Source organism: Cytobacillus sp. Bac17, from assembly GCF_024519925.1.
In the GTDB taxonomy this organism is placed as follows: domain Bacteria; phylum Bacillota; class Bacilli; order Bacillales; family Cytobacillaceae; genus Cytobacillus; species Cytobacillus pseudoceanisediminis.
Map to the genome: position 1 here is coordinate 1 of NZ_JALJRC010000017.1, position 16,047 is coordinate 16,047.

The following is a 16,047-nucleotide window of genomic DNA, read 5'->3' on the forward strand; positions in this document are numbered from 1 at the left end:
GAAGGCTTCGTCAGCATAATCATCGCACGACCAAAAGCGGCAGCTTTTGGGAGGACGTGGCGTTCTTAGTCTGCGTTCCTTCGTAAGCAAGGCGCTTCCGCTTTTCTTCTTCTCTTACCTCCCAATAAACATCTGTGTCCAATAATGTCCATAATAACCGCCCTGTGCATATCCCACTCCGATTTCTGTGAAATTGGCTGATAGGATGTTCTTGCGGTGGCCCTCGCTGTTCATCCATGCTGTTACAACTTCCTGAGGTGTTTTTTGACCTGCAGCAATGTTTTCTCCAGCGGTTCTGTAAGTAATTCCAAAGCTCTTCATCATATCAAACGGGCTTCCGTATGTAGGAGAGTTGTGATCGAAATACTTCTTATTGATCATATCCTGAGATTTGTATCTTGCCACTCTCGCAAGCTCCCAATTTGATTTTAAGGGCTTTAATCCATACTTTGCCCTTTCCTGGTTTACAAGCTGAACTACCTGCTCTTCCACACTTGTGGTAGCTTTTGATAATGCAGGGATATTCACCTTTTGCCCAGGATAAATGAAGTTCGGATTCGAAATCTGCCCATTGGCATTAATGATTTCAGGAACTCCCACCTGATACTTCAGGGCGATCTTCCACATTGTATCCCCTGGCTGAACGGTATGTACTGTTGATGCTTTTGCATCGAAATTGAATCCAAAGACAAGTGCGACAGACAACATTAGAATGAATGAAATTTTTGATAATGTTTTCATATTTATATTTAATCAAAATCTCTTATTCTATTAAACAGGTAATTGTTGGCGCTGATTGTAAGAATTTCTTCATTAGGTGCCTGTATGGATCCGGCACGTTTATTGTGCCTGCAATATCTGATGATCATAGTGATCTGGAACAGCTGGGGGGGGTCATTAAAAAGCTGAAGAATGTAAAAAAAATTGAGGTCCTTCCCTATCACAAGCTTGGTGTATACAAATGGTAAGCACTCGGATTGGAATATCCGCTGAAGGAGATTCAGCCGCCAAGTGAGGAAATGGCAGAATGGGCATATCAGCTTTTGACTGGGTTTTAAAAAGTTGGTTTTGATTTATGATTTTAGATACAGCGTTTTACGTGGTTTGCCCCAATTGCTGTTGGGGCTTTGTTTGTATCTTGTATTTGTTGGTTTTTGCAGTATAGGTGTCGGGTTCGGACTCAAAATCGCGAACAGATGGTCTTTGAGTCCGAAGTTGATTGGTGTTTGAACTCAAAACCGCGAACGGATGGTCGTTGAGTCCGAAGTTGACTGGTGTTCGGACTCAAAATCGCGAACGGATGGTCGTTGAGTCCGAAGTTGACTGGGGTTCGGACACAAAACCGCGAACGGATGGTCGTTGAGTCCGAAGTTGACTGGTGTTCGGACTCAAAACCGCGAAGGGATGGTCGTTGAGTCAGAAGTTGACTGGTGTTCGGATTCAAAACCGCGAACGGATGGTCGTTGAGTCCGAAGTTGACTGGTGTTCGGACTCAAAATCGCGAACGGATGGTCGTTGAGTCCGAAGTTGACTGGGGTTCGAACACAAAACCGCGAAGGGATGGTCGTTGAGTCCGAAGTTGACTGGTGTTCGGACTCAAAACCGCGAAGGGATGGTCGTTGAGTCAGAAGTTGACTGGTGTTCGGACACAAAACCGCAAACGGCTGGTCGTTGAGTCCGAAATTGACTGGTGTTCGGACACAAAATCGTAATCAGATACACGCTGAGTCCGAATTTAGCTTGATTTCAGTATCATTTCACCCTCTTTCTAAGCTATAATTTAATTGAGGTGGATAATTATGACAAATTCCTTGGAAAGGCCTAAATGGCTATGGTTTGGTGTACTTACATGCTTGATTCTGCTTTCCAACTATACTCTATATAGAACCACCCTTTTTGATCCGGTTCCAGACGTAGCGGCGTTGGGCTCCCTGCTTGATTTTCTGGTCGTTGTACCGCTATTGGCGTATTTCCTCGTACTGCGCAAGAGATATTCGTTGAAGTATTTAGGAGCAGTCATTTTAGCAGGATACGCTGCCGCTTATCTTATTATCCCTGCCAGGCATTTCCCGCAATTTCCCTTTTTGCCCTATTTAATTGTTTTTTCCGAAATGCTTTTTATTGGGTTGGAGCTGTTTATTGCCTATAAGATTCTAACTAAACTGCCAGGGCTTTTAAGAGAATATCGCAGGCTGAGTGGAAACAATTCACTTTTTCTCTTTAATGCCAAGAGATCTGCGGAAAAGCATTTACCCAACCATAAAATAGGGTCTGTTTTTGTGACTGAATTCGCCATGGTAAATTACGCCCTGTTTTCATGGAAAAAGAAAACTTCGATAAAGTATGGCGATTCTTTTACCTACCATCAAAAAACAAGTGTGAATGCCGTTTATATCATGCTGATCCATGCGATTGCCATTGAATCAATCGGACTGCATTATTGGCTTCATTCATGGAATGTTATTGCAGCATATATCGTATTAATAGCAAATATTTATGGTATTTTGTACTTTCTGGCCGAGATAAACGCCACTCGCTTAACACCTTTCGTGCTTACTGATTCTCACTTGCTGCTGCAGTCCGGATTCTCAAAAAGCATGTACCTTCCATTGGAAAATGTTAAAGAAATCATGTACTATGATGGCCCTGAAAAGTTCAGCAGACAAGAAATGAATGATCTATTTGATGCCAGAGTGCCTGATTTAATTCAAGAAAAGCCGATGTTAGAAATTCTGCTGAAAGATCCCCAGGTTTATGAATTAATGTATGGCTTAAAAAGAAAGGCCAGCCGCATCGTGCTGAATGTGGATGAACCAGAACGGTTTTATCGGGAAATGCTGAATAGGCTGAACCAAAAATAAAAGGAAAATCCCTAAATGGATTTTCCTTTTTAAGTGTGCTTATTTCCACCAGTTATCGTGCATCGATGCAGGCAGATGGCGCTTGTGTTCAGAAACCATATAGCGTTTTTCGATTTTTTTTGCAGCTTCCGGACTTACTGATTTCCCTTCAAGGTAGTCATCCAATTCATCGTATGAGATACCTAATTCAGTTTCATCAGCCTGTCCGGGTTTCTGGTCAAGAAGATCGGCTGTAGGTACTTTTAAGTATAGTCTTTCTTCTGCCCCAAGCTCTTTAAGAAGTTTTTTTCCCTGTCTTTTTGTCAGTCCGGACAGCGGCAGGACATCTGCGCCGCCATCGCCGTATTTTGTGAAGAATCCAGTCACTGCTTCTGCAGCATGATCCGTGCCAATGACCAGCAAGCCGTATTGGCCGCCAATTGCATATTGGGCAATCATTCTCATGCGGGCTTTAACATTGCCTTTATGATAATCCTTCAGGGGTTCTTCCGGAATTATACGATCATACTCGGTTTTCACTTCATCGACTGCATTTTTAATATTAAAGACCACTTCTTTGTCGGCCTGAATAAAGGAAAGGGCAAGCTGTGCATCCTTCTCATCCTGCTGAACGCCGTACGGAAGGCGGACTGCTATGAATGTTGCCTCCTTCCCTTCTTTTCGAAGCTCTTCAACCGCAAGCTGCGCAAGTCTTCCGGCAAGAGTGGAATCCTGGCCGCCGCTTATGCCTAGTACATAACCTTTTGAATTTGTTTTAACAAGATAATCCTTTAGAAACTCAATTCTTTTCTTTATTTCTTCCTTTGGATTGATATTTGGATTTACATTTAAACTTTCCATAATTTCTTTTTGCAGATTCATTACAGGTTCCTCCCTCTTCTTAAAGCTTCAGCCTTTTATATTTTCTTTCACCTGGCTGATCATTTTCATCTTATTATCCCAGCACTCCTGGCTAAGGTCGACTGGGTATTCCTCTGGATTTAAGGAACGGCGGTACTCATCCCATAATACATTGAGATTATCCTTTGCAAAGCTTTGCATGTCTTTTAAAGATGGAATTTTATAGGTAAGCTTGCCTTCCTGAAATATCACTTTATGCAGTTCCCTGGCTTCGAAATTTGTAACAAACTTGCTTATAAATGTGTGAACAGGATGGAACATCTTAAGCTTTGGCTCAGCTTGAGGATTTTCATGATCCAGAGCAATGTAGTCCCCTTCTGATTTATGGTTATCTCTGTTAATAATCCGATAAACCCTCTTTAATCCGGGAGTTGTCACTTTCTCTGGGTTGCCGCTTATTTTTATGGTGTCAGCCATTTTGCCATTTTCATCTTCTATTGAAACGAGTTTATAAACAGCCCCTAATGCAGCCTGTTCGTACGCTGTAATGAGTTTTGTGCCAATGCCCCAAATATCGATTTTCGCTCCTTGAGCTTTCAGGTTTATGATGGTGTATTCATCCAGATCATTTGAAGCAATAATCTTTGCTTCAGGAAAACCTGCATCATCCAGCATTTTTCTTGCTTTTTTAGAAAGATAAGCCAAGTCCCCGCTATCAAGCCTTATACCTTTAAAGTTAATTTGACCTTGCATTTCCTTCGCCACTTTAATTGCGTTCGGTACTCCGGATTTAAGAGTGTCATACGTATCGACGAGAAAAACACAGTCCTTATGGGTCTGGGCATATTTCTTAAAAGCTGTATACTCGTCCCGGTAAGCCTGTACAAATGAATGGGCATGTGTCCCTGCAACAGGAATGCCAAACCTCTTGCCTGCTCTAACGTTAGATGTTGCATCAAAGCCGCCGATATAGGCAGCTCTTGTTCCCCAAATAGCTGCATCCATTTCATGTGCTCTTCTTGAACCGAATTCCATGGCTGTTCCATCGCCAATTACTTCTTTGATTCGGGTTGCTTTTGTAGCAATCAATGTCTGGTAGTTAATGATATTCAAAATAGCTGTTTCAATAATCTGTGCTTCAGCCAGCGGGGCTTCTACTCGCAAAATTGGCTCATTGCCGAATACAAGCTCACCTTCTTCCATTGATTTGATGGTCCCTGAAAACCTCATATTTTTCAAGTATTCGAGGAAACCTTCTTCATAATTCAATTCGTTTTTTAAGTACTGCAGATCACTGTCTGTAAATCTAAAGTTTTCTATATACTCTATAACTCTTTCCAGGCCGGCAAAAATTCCATAGCCGTTGCCAAAGGGCAGCTTCCTGAAGAACACTTCAAAGACCGCCTTTTTATTATGTATGTTGTCTTCCCAGTAGGTCTGGGCCATATTTATTTGGTACAGATCAGTATGCAAGGCTATACTATCATCCGCAAATTCCCTCTGCATTATCGAAAACCTCCTGTGACAAATATAACAATCCCTTTTAAAAATATCTTATCTGCTATTACCCCCATTATCCCCCATTCAATTTTTTATCCTCTTAAATGGATGAAAAATTTGGCTATTATTTTTATAGTAGTGAAGTTTACCGTCTTTATCAAATTTTTCAACCTCCAGGCATACGGTTATTTACCCGTTAAGGATTTTTTTTACACATTCTTCTGCGGCTGTTCGTTATATTGAATGATGATATTATCCTGTTATAACGCTTTGAAATTATTTCCCGAGTGTCACATGCTGGGATATTATATTGAGATAAGATGCAGGAATATTCCCTCGGACTGCACTTGCCTATTACGGCAATCACCAACTTTCTGCCCTCCGCATAGGATGTCATGAACTGACAAGGAGGGCTGTGGGATATGGAAAGACGGGGCCTTTTGCCTTTCGTTGTGACCGCATTTTTTGCCGTAATGATTTCGCTCTTTGCTTTCTCCCTCATGGATTCAAAGGATGACGCGCCAAAAACCCAGACTACTACAGATGGCCAAAGCAAAAGCAATGACAGTGATATCAGTAATCAAGTAAAAAATAATATAAAAGGAAATAAAGCTAATGTAAATAACTCAATCGACAACGATTTGAATAATGGTGAAGATAGTCAAATCGACAATAATGTTACGAATGACATTGAGGTAAATGTGGATGTTAATGTAACAAATACAATCAAAAATAAGGCTGATAAAAATCAGGACTCCAATCAAACAGGTAATGGAAATGAAAATAGCGGCACCAAAGACAGCAGCGGAGATAAAGGTGCGAAAAATGACCAGGATGGCAAGTCAGAGGATGATGAAGTCGTTTGGGGTGTAGACTCTGCAAGTCTCACCACAAGCGACTTGCTTTCATGCGTTCGGGAAAACTTCGGGTCACCTAAAGTGTGGGGACGCTATTTAGGTGAAAAAGAAGGTGTATCTGCAGGCATTACACCCCAAGAGGCTGAACTTCTGCAAAGGAATGATATTAAATTACTCGTGATTTGGAATCGATTTAATGAGGCAACTGGCCTGGAAAATGGACAGAGTGAGGCGAATGCAGCTGTCCAATTGGCAAAGGAGCTGGGAATCCCGGAGGGTGTAGCGATTTTCGCGGATATTGAGCCCGATTATCCTGTTGATTCTGCCTTCATTGAAGGCTGGTATCAAGCAATGGAGGAGTCACCCTATCATCCTGGCATATATGGGATTTTTGATAAGGAACAGGACCTGACTAAATCTTTCAGTCAAGCAGCAGCCGAAAATTCTTCCCTTCTTGAAAATACATTCATATGGACAGCTGCGCCAAATGCAGGAATTACTAAGCAGGAACAGGCGCCTGGATATAAACCAGAAGCTCCTGCAAATTCATTGATTGCAGGCTGGCAGTACGGAATTGATGCGAAGGCATGCAATATTGATACAAATTTATTCAACAAAGATATACTTGATGTTCTTTGGTGAGTAAGAAAAGCGGAAGCGCCTTGCCCACGAAGGAATGCAGACTAAGATCGCGACGTCCTCCCAAAAGCTGCCGCTTTCGGTTGTGCGATGTTTATGCTGACGAAGCCTTCCTTGTCCTGCGTGCCTCAGGCATAAGCCGCTCCCTGTGAGAAGGCGTTTTTCCTTCTGAAAGGAATCGGCTTATGATCCCGAGTTTCTAGGAGCCGCTGGAGCTAGACAGCAAAAAAAGAGCCCACAAAGGCTCTTTTATATTTTGAAGCTGTTTTTCGGCATTCTGTTATTCCAAAACTGGTTCATGACAAAGGGAGTGCCAATAAACACAGGAACTACATAATAGCTGAGACGGTAGAACATAAGAATCAAGAGCCCCAATTCGGTGGGAACACCTTGTGATTCCAGTCCGATCAAAAATACAAAATCAAATGAACCAATTCCTCCAGGGATCATACTCGCAATGCCAGCGCAAGCTGAAATGATGACAATGGGAAACAGAACAAAAAATGAAATCGATACTTCAAGTGCCCGGGCTATTCCCCAGATACAAATGATGATAAATAGCCACTCTGATAAAGAAACAGCCAGCAATTCCCCTGCAAATCCTTTTTTGATGTGCTTCGTATTCCAAAAAGACGACTTAAAAAAGTAAACGCACAGCAGCAGAGGTGTATAAGCTGCAACGGCCCAGACTGCAATCTTTATAAGTTTAACATCATCGTATAAATGTAAATCTGTAAAAAGGACGATCCATGACAATATGGACAAGCCGGTTAGGTAAAAAAGCGACAGCTTGGCAATTATTTTGATATACGGAGTATTGGCAGTCAGGTAATCCTTATAAAAATAGGACCTGAGTGTAGCTCCGGCCACACCCCCAAATCCGAGAAAGTTAGAGAATGCATTGGCAGATAAAGAATAAAATAATAGCTTTTTTTTAGGCACTCTAATTCTGAAAAGCCTTTGGAGTATTTCATCATAAAAATACATTGGAAAAAGTGCAGCCAGTCCCAATAAAAGGATAAAAAATAGCCTTTGGAAGGTTAGCCGGTCAATATAAAGCTCAAGGAGAGCCCAATTAAAATCAATGAATATCCCTTTTGCCTCCACCATGACAATCAGCAAAATGAATAAGGGTACGAGGAGTTTGGAAAGTGTTATAATTGTTTTTTGTTTTAACAAAGACAAAATACCCCACCATTCATGTATTGAACTAGAGATAATGATTAATTAATTAATCTCCCTGATAGAGTGTATCAAACTAAGCCGATAATATATATACTTTCTCCTATTATATTCCTGTATAGGTACAATAGAATGGACAAACGATAACTTTTTGCAATTGGTTACATCTGCAATTGTTTTCAATAGAGCATTCAATTATACTTAAATCTGTGAATAGAGGTGAAATAATATCTTTGAAATAATAACTGAATCGTCTTTTATTTCATCAGAATATACTCTGTATTTAACTTATATCATTGGTTTAGCTGCCAAGCTGTTAATCATTTGGAAAATAGAGCCGACTTTATACAGTAGCAGATATATTGAGAATGAACAAAGAGAATATGAAAGCCTTCCAGAGTTCCGCATAGATCGGGGCTTTATTTGCGATTCGATTCAGTCCTGGATTGCAAAACTTATACTGAAAAAAGGTGAACAAAGTGATGAGCCAGAAGGTCTCTCCCCTATTTAAAGAAAAAATATAGCGGGAGGTTTGACCTGTATGAGAAAAATTAAACTGTTGCTAGCCATTACCATGATTACTGTACTGCCTATATTCTTATCTGCCTGTCAGGCACAAGGAGGAGAAGGAACAGGCTTTTTCCATCATTATTTTGTCGATCCGTTTGCATTGGCAATACATGGAACAGCTGTTTTCTTTCATGGCAATTTCGGCCTGGCTATTATCTTCATTACCATAATGATTAGGCTGATATTAATGCCATTAATGCTCAAACAATATAAAAATCAAAGCTTAATGAAAGAAAAAATGGATAAGTTAAAACCTGAACTTGAAAAAATCCAGCAAAAGCTGAAAACAGCGAAAAAACCACAGGAGCAGCAAAAACTGCAGCAGGAAATGTTCGGTTTGTATCAATCTCATGGAGTAAATCCTTTGAATGCTGCAGGATGTCTGCCAATCTTTATACAAATGCCCATTCTGATGGGGTTCTTTTATGCCATAAGAGGAAATCAGGAAATTGCTGCACATTCGTTTCTCTGGTTCAATCTTGGTCATTCTGATATTTGGATCACAATCATTGCAGGAATTGTGTACTATCTTCAGTACCGGTTCACTCTAACTAATATGACTGCTCAAACGCCAAAGCAAATGAAATTGATTGGTTTATTATCTCCTGTAATGATTATGCTGGTTTCTTTAAATGCACCTGCAGCTTTGCCGCTATATTGGACTGCGGGCGGAATATTTTTAGTTTTTCAATCATGGCTTGGCAGAAGATTATATACAAAAGATAAACCTGATGCTGTGCAGATCATGTCAGAATCATAATTATATGAGGAGCGGGCTTAATGCCCTGCTCCTTTTTTGTTTATTTTATTAAAGAATCTGAATAAGAGCACCTATTCATGGAAAGATAAGGGGGAAAACGGAAGGAGGAAAGTGAATGATCAAGAGGAAATTATTTTTGGCAGGGGCCTTGTCAGCTGCATTGCTTGCAGGCTGCGGCATGAATGACGCGGATATGAATGAAACAGCTCAAAGAAACAGAGACTTGACAGAGCCTACAAAAGTAAACGACAGCAACTATGGCGAAAATGGACGCACAACTGAACCGGGGATTGATCTTACCCGCACAGGAACGGACAATGAAAATCAAAATGAATCCCCGCGAATGAAGGTTGCTGATAAAGCTGCCGATAAAATTACTTCCATTCCAGAGGTTGAGACTGCGAATGTAATCGTGACAGATAATAATGCCTATGTTGCCGCACGCTTGAGTGATGGAAATGGAGATTTGACTAAGGATGTCGAGGGGAAGATTTCAGATCAGGTTAAAGCAGTCGATCAGGATATTGATAATGTATACGTTTCTGTTAACCCCGACTTTTATGATCGAATGACAGGATATACAGAGGACATTCGAGCTGGTCAGCCAATCGAAGGATTTTTTGATGAATTTACAGAAACTGTCCGCAGAATTTTCCCTGCACAAAGGTAAAAAAAGAAAACGGCCTTCATAAGGCCGTTTTCTTTAATGAATTAAGCATCCTGGAAATAGTCTTTATAAAATCCGCTTACTTTTCCGGAATTGTCTTCGATGAAATAGAATTCTTCAGTTTCATTTTTTACATTATAGATATTCCCCGCTGTTAAAGCCCGGTTTACAATGTATTTTGCTGCATCTGTATGCACGCATTTTACTTTTTTCAATGTTTCTCGTTCATGCCATTTTAAATGAATCATAATTGCCACTCCTTCACAGTCTGCATACTTTATATGATTAGTATTTATTATAAAGAATACGAACTGCTGTCTGCAACAAGATTCTCTTTAACTTCTGGCATTAACTTCATTAATTTCCGGAATCTCCTGATTTTATCCGCTTCAAAGGTATACACTTCTCCCGTTATTGTGTTTTTCATTGTTACATAGTTAATTTCACAGATTTGGTCTATTCGTACAAACTCTAAATTGTCATAATGTTCGTTATCATATTCCACTTCATAAAAGCCATTATCTGCTATAATTTTCATTTTGATGACCTTCTTTCTAAGATGATGGCAAAGGTAATATACCACCCGCTTAGCCTGTTTCAAACCACCAATTAAAAATTTTGCATTATTTTATTCCTTCCCATTCACTTAAGTACATTGGATTCAAGTAAGGTCTTGCTTCCCCTTCTAAGACAGCTATATATTCTAATGAATGGCCGTCTGGATCATAAAAATATACCGAAGCAGCTGGCATCCAAGTATGGACAATCGGCTCTTTCGGTGGTAGGCCAAAGCTTTCCCTCACCTCGATTCCTTTTTCCCTTAAAAAAGGAATAATTCCCCGCAGCTTGGCTGGCGAAACGGAAAACGCAATATGACTTCTCTTAATCGGGGAGTCTTTTGTTTCCCAGATGCCCAGCATGTTTCCTTTATTTTCCCCCAAAAAGAAAAATGCTGCTTTCCTGTCTTCTATTGTGTACGCTGCTTTAAAGCCAAGGTTTTCATAAAAATCGATGCTTCGTTCCAAGTTGGCTGAATCAAGATGTGCTTCATATAATTTTGCTCCATGCATGGATGGTCCTCCTATTCCATATTAACTGCCTTTATTGTAGAAGAATCAGCAGCCATACAATATAGAAAAAAGGATGAACATATGCTCATCCTTAAGTCTTATGCTGCTATGCATCCAATCTAATTTGAACACCCAGTGTTTCCAGCTGCTGTTCAAGCTTCCGGTAATAATCGTCACTTACTCTGCCTCTTGCCCCCCGGAGAATTTCAAGAGCGTAATGATCTGGCGGGGGAAGCTCGCCCTTTTTATTGTAGACATGAAAAGTCAGGACATCTTCATATAACTTATCTCCAACTTTGACATTCACAAAGGCAGGACGATACCATTGACCATAAAAACCTTCTCTATGGAACAGGTATTCAACTCCTTCATAAGGAAGTTCATATAGAACTCCTTCTGTGACGCCGCCATTTTCTATAATGTCCGCCCTTCCTCCATCATCCCTGGAAAATAGGTATTGCATCGAATAACCGGTGAGCGTCCCCCCGCCGACAATGCTTTTAAAATGATGATCTACCTTTGCCACACAAAACCGCTCATCATCCATGCAGGAACCGTATGCAAAATAAAAGGTCTTTTCGGGCTTATCCTTCATTAAACGGTAGAGCTTCCAATCTCCATAAAGAATGGGTTCGGCTAAAAGATCATCCCGGCAGGAGACGTATACTAGTGCATTTGCCTCTCCTGCATCAGTATGAACAGTCTGTTCCACCCGATCATATAAATTATCTTTTCTGCCCGGGATAAAATCTTCAAGTTCATCCAGGTCAGTGAAATGATCTAAAGGCACTTCATAAAGCTCTCCATATACTTTTTGGTCAAGTGATGGTTTCATAGAGGGATAGCCGAGTCCAGTATCATATAACTCCCCATATACCCATGCCTGCTCGGCAATGCAGGGACTGCCTTTTAAAACAAAGTGATTTGACTCATGTTTTCTTAAGGTTCCATAAACAAACAGCTTTTGTGTTGTCATTAGCACTTGCTCCCCCTTTTTATTCTCTTTTGTTTATTATACTATCATTTTCAGAAGATTCTTTTCAAAAAAATAGGACGGAGAATATTCCCCGTCCTAGCTGCATTGGCATACTGTGAACTTTTTTGCTAAAGGAAGCCTGCAGCACAATTTTTCCTTCGTATTTTCCTGAAATGGATCAGCCGTGTTTAGTTCAGCAATTTCCTTAAGCTTAGCTTTATTTAAAATTTCTATGACATAGATGTCCTCATACATTTTCCATTTCTCCCTTCACTTTATCTTTAATCTCATTTTATATACCTTCACGCAGTAAAACATTGGCTGGGAGATTGAGATTTATTAAGACTTATGAATGAGGGAAGGCGGAGTTCCATAAAAAAACCTGCTGGAAAAGTCCCAACAGGTTAAATGTCCTTTATTTCAATGTATTTGCTTTTTCAATGACTTCTTTAGCCTGTTCACGCAATTTGAATTTCTGGATTTTTCCGGATGCTGTCATTGGATACTGCTTAGTAAACTCAATATAGCGGGGGATTTTATGGCGTGAAATTTTCCCTTTGCAGTATTCCCGAAGGTCGGCTGGTGTTAATTCAGCGTCTTCTTTAAGGATTATCCAGGCGACCACTTCCTCACCATATACGGCATCTGGGACTCCAACTACCTGAACGTCCAGGATCGCTGGATGCGTATAAAGAAATTCTTCAATTTCGCGGGGATATATATTCTCTCCTCCGCGAATGATCATATCCTTTAGTCTTCCAGTGATTTTACAGTACCCGTTCTCATCCATTACAGCGAGATCACCTGTATGGAGCCAGCCTTCTTTATCAATGGCTTCTTTCGTAGCATCAGGATTTTTATAATATCCCTTCATGACATGATAGCCCCTTGTACACAATTCCCCTTGTTCTCCAGTAGGTACTTCATTATTGGTGCCTGGTTCCACAATTTTTACTTCCACATTCGGCAGTGCTCTTCCCACAGATTCCACTCTCAGCTCAATCGGATCATCCGTCCGTGTCTGCGTAATAACGGGAGAGGATTCTGTTTGTCCATAAGCAATGGTTATTTCGCTTGCACCCATTCTTTCAATAACGCCTTTCATGACTTCAATAGGGCAATTGGATCCAGCCATTATGCCAGTGCGGAGAGTCGATAGATCATACTTTGAGAAGTCGGGATCATTCAGCTCTGCAATAAACATTGTCGGCACCCCATGCAGGCCTGTACATTTCTCATCCTGGACCGTCTTCAGAACGGCTTTAGGACTGAACTCCTGGACCGGCACAATGGTTGCGCCGACGGATATGCATGCCATCGTTCCCAACACGCACCCGAAACAATGGAAAAACGGAACAGGAATACATAAGCGGTCATCTTTTGTTAAACGCATGCAATTTGCAATATTATAGCCATTATTAACAATGTTGTTATGGGTTAGCATAACCCCTTTTGGAAAGCCTGTCGTCCCTGATGTGTATTGCATATTGATGGCATCGTCCGAATCCAGGCTCTCCATACGCTCATTGAGTTCTGCGTCTGGAACTGATTCGCCCATCCTGATCATATCTTCCCAGCTGTAAGTTCCGGGAAAACGTTTTTCTCCCATCACGATAACATTTTTTAAAAAAGGAAGTCTTTTGCTTTTCAGCTGCCCTGGCTCAGAATCCTTAAGTTCCGGGACGATACTGTATAGCATTTCTATGTAGGAGGTTTCTCTGAACTTTTCCATCAGAACAATGGTTGTACTGTCAGATTGCTTTAATAGATATTCAAGCTCAGCAGCTTGATAGTTTGTATTAACTGTTACAAGGACAGCCCCCATTTTGGCTGTTGAGAACTGGCATGTAAGCCACTCGGGCGTATTGGTTGACCATGCGGCAATATGCTCTCCTTTTTCAAGACCCAGCTTCATAAACCCTTTGGCAGCAAGCCTGCAATATTCATTAAACTCCTTATAACTCATTCGGAGCCCGCGATCTGCGTAAACTACTGCTTCGTGATTCGGGTGAAGGCCGGCTTTCTCCTCCAGGAGCTTCCCTACTGTTAGGTTCAATAATTCCGTCATCCAGAAATCCTCCTTGGTATATGATGATCTATTCATTGTGTAAAGAGTTCTCTAAGATGCTGATCTAAAACGCTTACATTTTATGTTATCATATATTGCTGAATATTCAATATTTTCATATATTGATAACTTATAAATTTTTCTGGCGCAATTTTTAAAACTATAGATTCATCTAATGTGAATTCTCCATAATAAAAAAACTGCCCTTTAATATAGGAGCAGCTTCTTTAATGTTCAATCTGAAATTTTTACATAAAATGTCCTCGTCCTTGGTCCGTCAAATTCACAGAAGTAAATACCCTGCCAGGTGCCCAGAAGCAGCTGTCCTTCTGTAATGACGATATGCTGTGAGGAACCGACAGTGACCGCTTTCATATGCGCTGCGGTATTCCCTTCCATATGAAGGTCTTTTTGCTGATCCCAAGGATATATTTCATCGAATCGGCGGATCAAATCTGTCTTAACATCCGGATCTGCATTCTCATTTATGGTGATGCCGGCAGTTGTATGCGGGCAATAGACGATTGCTGCTCCTTCAGCGATTCCGCACTGGTTAATGTATGCCTGTACTTCTGAAGTTATTTCGAGAAACTGGTCTCGTTCAGAAGTGTTTACAGTGAATTTCCTTAACAATGGGCTTCCTCCTTTAAAAATAAACAGCTTCAAATAGGGTTATTTCTTTTTCAAGGCCAGGCGAAAGCTGAACAGCAAAGGGCTTCTCTCCTCTTTTTTTCAGAACTTCCAAAACCCTTCCTTCATCCAGTAATGGCTGGCAAAAGGTGAGTTTTACTGATCCAATTCCAATGGATGCTCTCTTCTCTTTTCCATTGCTGTTTATGTAAACATCAGCCATGAAATTCGGCATAATCGCCTTCCATGACTCCGCAGACTTTTCACAGTCATTGGAGGCTATAAACACTTCTTCGATTTTTTCATTTTCAAGGTTTTCATCAATAAAGCCAAGATGTCGCAGTTCTTCAAATCTTTTATCGTCTTCCACGCCCCAGTCAATAAAGAAAGGATATTTATAATGTGGGTTTTCTTTAAAGAACAGCATCTTCCACGAAAGCAAGCTTCCATCCTGCCTCTTTCTGCTTCCTTCAAAAATTGGAAGGGACTCAAAGCCTTTCCTCTTTAATTCAGCCTTTAGCTCTTCAATATTACTGGTTCGGAAGCAGAGCTGCCCGATGCCTTCCCCTGACGGGAGTTCATCTGTCAGCTGTTTAATGAGCGGGTTTTCAGCAGCAGCGGCAATATGATTTGATTCAATTGATAAAAATTCAATGTATGACTGCCCGATATATAAAAGGCTGTTATATGTCCCCCAGTTCTCATGGCTTCCTCCCAATACTGCTTTATATCCCACATTCCCCCATTTCTTCACTGGTTCAGATGGTTCAGCTTTAATAAAGTGTACGAGATGGTCTAGTGCCAGATTCATTAGCGGCTTCCTCCTTTCAGCAATCTATTTATATAAATCTTACCTTCGGTTTGTATTCGAGTCCACTATCAGCTGCTGAAATGCGCCGCAAAAAATGTCATCATAATGAAATAAATCTTTTCTTTATAAAGGGTTCACAAAAACTTAAAAAACCTTTACAATAATTAAAAATAGAATATTCAATCCATTTAACCAGGAGGTATGCATAATGAAAATTATGAGTAATGAACAGCTGGTCGTCTCGTATCGTGATGCATTGAAGTCAGGGTCTGAAAAGGAATGGATTAGGATATTAAAAACTGAAATTCAAAAACGGGGATTGAAGCCGTTTAAAGAGTAAGTTTCAACTTAATAGTTTTGCCAAATACTTAGTAAATATGTAGGAGCGGGAGCTATTCCCGCTTTTTTTAATATTTCCGCAAGTATGCTGAAAGATTATTAGCCTTTTTAATATTTTCATATTCCTGTTCACTGAGAACACCGAGTTTCTTTAAAACCGTACTGTATTGCAGTATCTTCATTTGTCTTCGTCTCAAGCTCATCACCTGCTTTTTAATATATTATGCATAACAAGTACAATGTTTCCTTAATGCAAATAATTTTCAATAAAGAAAAA

Annotated in this window: 17 protein-coding genes and 1 pseudogene; 6 read left to right on the forward strand and 12 right to left on the reverse strand. The window is 40.5% G+C overall.

Annotation, left to right across the window (positions count from 1 at the left end; all coding sequences use genetic code 11):
* Positions 1–114 precede the first annotated feature (114 nt).
* Complete coding sequence (gene safA / locus NR125_RS18185) at positions 115–741, reverse strand: SafA/ExsA family spore coat assembly protein (protein WP_157380239.1); 627 nt, start codon at positions 739–741, stop codon at positions 115–117.
* Between the two features lie 76 nt (positions 742–817).
* Between safA and NR125_RS29650 the strand changes: the two are divergent.
* Together NR125_RS29650 and NR125_RS18195 are read left to right on the forward strand one after the other, a co-directional pair.
* Positions 818–1,058: pseudogene (locus NR125_RS29650) on the forward strand (pyruvate formate-lyase-activating protein); the annotation flags it as partial.
* Between the two features lie 741 nt (positions 1,059–1,799).
* Positions 1,800–2,861 carry a hypothetical protein gene (locus NR125_RS18195; protein WP_009334560.1) on the forward strand — a complete coding sequence of 354 codons (1,062 nt, stop codon included), beginning with the start codon at positions 1,800–1,802 and terminating at the stop codon, positions 2,859–2,861.
* 39 nt (positions 2,862–2,900) lie between these two features.
* Here the strand turns inward: NR125_RS18195 and nadE are convergent, their stop codons facing one another.
* A complete protein-coding gene (nadE, locus tag NR125_RS18200) occupies positions 2,901–3,722 on the reverse strand; it encodes an ammonia-dependent NAD(+) synthetase (protein WP_009334559.1) in 822 nt (273 codons plus the stop codon).
* 27 nt (positions 3,723–3,749) lie between these two features.
* Entirely contained in the window at positions 3,750–5,207 is a 1,458-nt protein-coding gene (locus NR125_RS18205) for a nicotinate phosphoribosyltransferase (RefSeq protein WP_009334558.1), read from the reverse strand.
* A gap of 416 nt (positions 5,208–5,623) precedes the next feature.
* Between NR125_RS18205 and NR125_RS18210 the strand changes: the two genes are divergently transcribed.
* Positions 5,624–6,700 carry a glycoside hydrolase domain-containing protein gene (locus NR125_RS18210; RefSeq protein WP_034297049.1) on the forward strand — a complete coding sequence of 359 codons (1,077 nt, stop codon included), beginning with the start codon at positions 5,624–5,626 and terminating at the stop codon, positions 6,698–6,700.
* A 246-nt stretch (positions 6,701–6,946) separates the two neighbouring features.
* On the opposite strand, the gene NR125_RS18215 is transcribed toward NR125_RS18210, so the two are convergent.
* The gene (locus NR125_RS18215; protein ID WP_009334556.1) at positions 6,947–7,882 is read right to left on the reverse strand and encodes a putative bifunctional lysylphosphatidylglycerol flippase/synthetase; all 936 of its coding nucleotides are present in this window, start codon (positions 7,880–7,882) and stop codon (positions 6,947–6,949) included.
* Positions 7,883–8,420: 538 nt separating this feature from the next.
* On the opposite strand from NR125_RS18215, the gene yidC reads away from it, so the two are divergent.
* Together yidC and NR125_RS18225 are read left to right on the forward strand one after the other, a co-directional pair.
* Positions 8,421–9,209 (forward strand): membrane protein insertase YidC, encoded by a 789-nt coding sequence (gene yidC, locus NR125_RS18220; protein ID WP_192908607.1) that lies wholly within the window; start codon positions 8,421–8,423, stop codon positions 9,207–9,209.
* A gap of 115 nt (positions 9,210–9,324) precedes the next feature.
* On the forward strand, positions 9,325–9,879 hold the full coding sequence (locus tag NR125_RS18225) for a YhcN/YlaJ family sporulation lipoprotein (protein WP_019379843.1): 555 nt from the start codon (positions 9,325–9,327) through the stop codon (positions 9,877–9,879).
* Positions 9,880–9,920: 41 nt separating this feature from the next.
* On the opposite strand, the gene NR125_RS18230 is transcribed toward NR125_RS18225, so the two are convergent.
* The 8 genes from NR125_RS18230 to NR125_RS18265 all read right to left on the reverse strand — a co-directional run bounded on the left by NR125_RS18230 (position 9,921) and on the right by NR125_RS18265 (position 15,431).
* Entirely contained in the window at positions 9,921–10,124 is a 204-nt protein-coding gene (locus NR125_RS18230; protein WP_019379842.1) for a DUF6501 family protein, read from the reverse strand.
* 47 nt (positions 10,125–10,171) lie between these two features.
* Positions 10,172–10,414 (reverse strand): hypothetical protein, encoded by a 243-nt coding sequence (locus NR125_RS18235; RefSeq protein WP_009334552.1) that lies wholly within the window; start codon positions 10,412–10,414, stop codon positions 10,172–10,174.
* 85 nt (positions 10,415–10,499) lie between these two features.
* Complete coding sequence (locus tag NR125_RS18240) at positions 10,500–10,946, reverse strand: VOC family protein (protein WP_192908608.1); 447 nt, start codon at positions 10,944–10,946, stop codon at positions 10,500–10,502.
* A gap of 106 nt (positions 10,947–11,052) precedes the next feature.
* Entirely contained in the window at positions 11,053–11,922 is an 870-nt protein-coding gene (locus NR125_RS18245) for a gamma-glutamylcyclotransferase family protein (protein ID WP_009334550.1), read from the reverse strand.
* Between the two features lie 96 nt (positions 11,923–12,018).
* Positions 12,019–12,177, reverse strand: coding sequence for a hypothetical protein (locus NR125_RS18250; RefSeq protein WP_009334549.1), 159 nt, complete (start codon positions 12,175–12,177; stop codon positions 12,019–12,021).
* Between the two features lie 160 nt (positions 12,178–12,337).
* Positions 12,338–13,990, reverse strand: coding sequence for an AMP-binding protein (locus NR125_RS18255; RefSeq protein WP_256815869.1), 1,653 nt, complete (start codon positions 13,988–13,990; stop codon positions 12,338–12,340).
* 234 nt (positions 13,991–14,224) lie between these two features.
* On the reverse strand, positions 14,225–14,623 hold the full coding sequence (locus NR125_RS18260; protein ID WP_009334547.1) for a secondary thiamine-phosphate synthase enzyme YjbQ: 399 nt from the start codon (positions 14,621–14,623) through the stop codon (positions 14,225–14,227).
* A gap of 13 nt (positions 14,624–14,636) precedes the next feature.
* On the reverse strand, positions 14,637–15,431 hold the full coding sequence (locus NR125_RS18265; RefSeq protein WP_009334546.1) for a VOC family protein: 795 nt from the start codon (positions 15,429–15,431) through the stop codon (positions 14,637–14,639).
* A 208-nt stretch (positions 15,432–15,639) separates the two neighbouring features.
* On the opposite strand from NR125_RS18265, the gene sda reads away from it, so the two are divergent.
* A complete protein-coding gene (gene sda / locus NR125_RS18270) occupies positions 15,640–15,771 on the forward strand; it encodes a sporulation histidine kinase inhibitor Sda (RefSeq protein ID WP_009334545.1) in 132 nt (43 codons plus the stop codon).
* Positions 15,772–16,047 lie beyond the last annotated feature (276 nt).